The following is a 1,686-nucleotide window of genomic DNA, read 5'->3' on the forward strand; positions in this document are numbered from 1 at the left end:
GCTTGGCAGCGACCGCTTTCGCAGCGGCGGCCGGTTTAGCCGGCGCGGGCTTTGTGGCGGCGGATTTGGCCGGCGCGGGGGTCGACATCAGGGCCGCCGGCGCCTGGCTTGCCGGCTTTGCCGCGCTGCTTCCGGCGGCAGGTGCGGCCGACGCTTCACGCAGCCGGCGCTCGAGGTCGGCGCGGGTCTTGCCGCATGCATCGAGTTCGCCGGTCAGGCGGTCGCCGTCGGTGCGCAGCCTGTCGCGTTCGCTGCGTGTACGGTCGAGGTCGCCGCGCAAGCTGTCGAGTTCACCGCGCAGGCGCCCCCAAAGGAACCAGCCGACCAACACGCCTATCAGGAACGCCAGGACCACGTAGAAAAAAGTGCCCATTGTCTCTCTCCAGTCAGATCCGTCTGCCGTGGGTCATGACCTTCGGCGAAGGACTACTCTTGGTGGTTCCGCGGTAAGCAGAACAGCCGGCTTCGGTTCGAGCTGCGGCGATCGGCTTTGCTTGCCCATGGCCAACGGCCGTTGTCGCGTTCGCCTGAGCGACACGGCCGGCTGAGATTTCTCCTCGCCGATCCGCATGCGCTCCGGCTGAGCTTGGAGCGAAGGCTATCATAGAGCTTGTGGAAAGCTATCGGAAAACTTCGGTGGAGAGTACTTCAAGAACAGATATTTAGGGTGATAGTAGATCTGTCCCAACATGCATTCCGGCTAAACTGTTAGAGCGATGCCTGAGGGACGCGTTTCAAGCGTCGAGCGCTTCCAGCTCGTCGATCAGGCCGCTGATGACGCCAAGTCCGATCTGCCAGAAGGCGGGATCGGTGGCGTCGAGCCCGAAGGGCGCCAGAAGCTCGGAATGATGTTTGGTGCCGCCGGCGCGCAGCATTTCGAAATACTTGTCCTGAAAGCCGCGCTCGGCGTTCTGGTAGACCGCGTAGAGCGAGTTCACCAGACAGTCGCCGAAAGCATAGGCATAGACATAGAAGGGCGAATGGATGAAGTGCGGGATGTAGGTCCAGAACACCTCGTAGCCTTCGCGCAGCTTGATCGCGGGACCCAGACTTTCGGCCTGCACTTCGAGCCAGAACTGGCCGAGCCTGTCGGAGGTCAGCTCGCCGTTCTTGCGTTCGGCATGCACCTTGCGCTCGAATTCGTAGAAGGCGATCTGGCGCACGACCGTGTTGATCATGTCCTCGACCTTCTGGGCGAGCATGGCCTTGCGCTCGCGCCGGTCGGTGGTCTGGTCGAGCAGCGAGCGGAAGGTCAGCATCTCGCCGAAGACCGATGCCGTCTCGGCCAGCGTCAGCGGCGTCGAGGCCATCAGTGCGCCCTGGCCGCCGGCCAGCACCTGATGCACCCCATGGCCAAGCTCGTGCGCCAGCGTCATCACATCGCGCGGCTTGCCCATGTAGTTGAGCAGGACATAGGGATGCGCCGACGGCACGGTCGGATGCGCGAAGGCGCCAGGCGACTTGCCGGGCCGCACCGGCGCGTCGATCCAGTTGCGGTCGAAGAAGGTTCGCGCGATCTCGGCCATGTCGGGCGAAAAGCGCTGATAGGCGGACAGCACGGTGTTCCTGGCCTCGTCCCAGCCGATGATCGCCTGGGGCGTATCCGGCAACGGCGCGTTGCGGTCCCAGTGGTTCATCACCTCCATGCCGAGCCAGCGTGCCTTCATCGCGTAATAGCGGTGCGAC

1 protein-coding gene and 1 pseudogene are annotated in these 1,686 nt (G+C 63.9%); both read right to left on the reverse strand.

The annotated features are described in order from the left end of the window. A pseudogene (locus tag EN750_RS33115) lies at positions 1-373 on the reverse strand (proton-conducting membrane transporter); the annotation flags it as partial. Positions 374-734: 361 nt separating this feature from the next. Beyond that, on the reverse strand, positions 735-1,686 hold a 952-nt coding region (locus EN750_RS33120; RefSeq protein WP_145968149.1), incomplete at its 5' end, for a M3 family metallopeptidase.

Source organism: Mesorhizobium sp. M7A.F.Ca.ET.027.03.2.1 (assembly GCF_003999175.1).
In the GTDB taxonomy this organism is placed as follows: Bacteria; Pseudomonadota; Alphaproteobacteria; order Rhizobiales; family Rhizobiaceae; genus Mesorhizobium.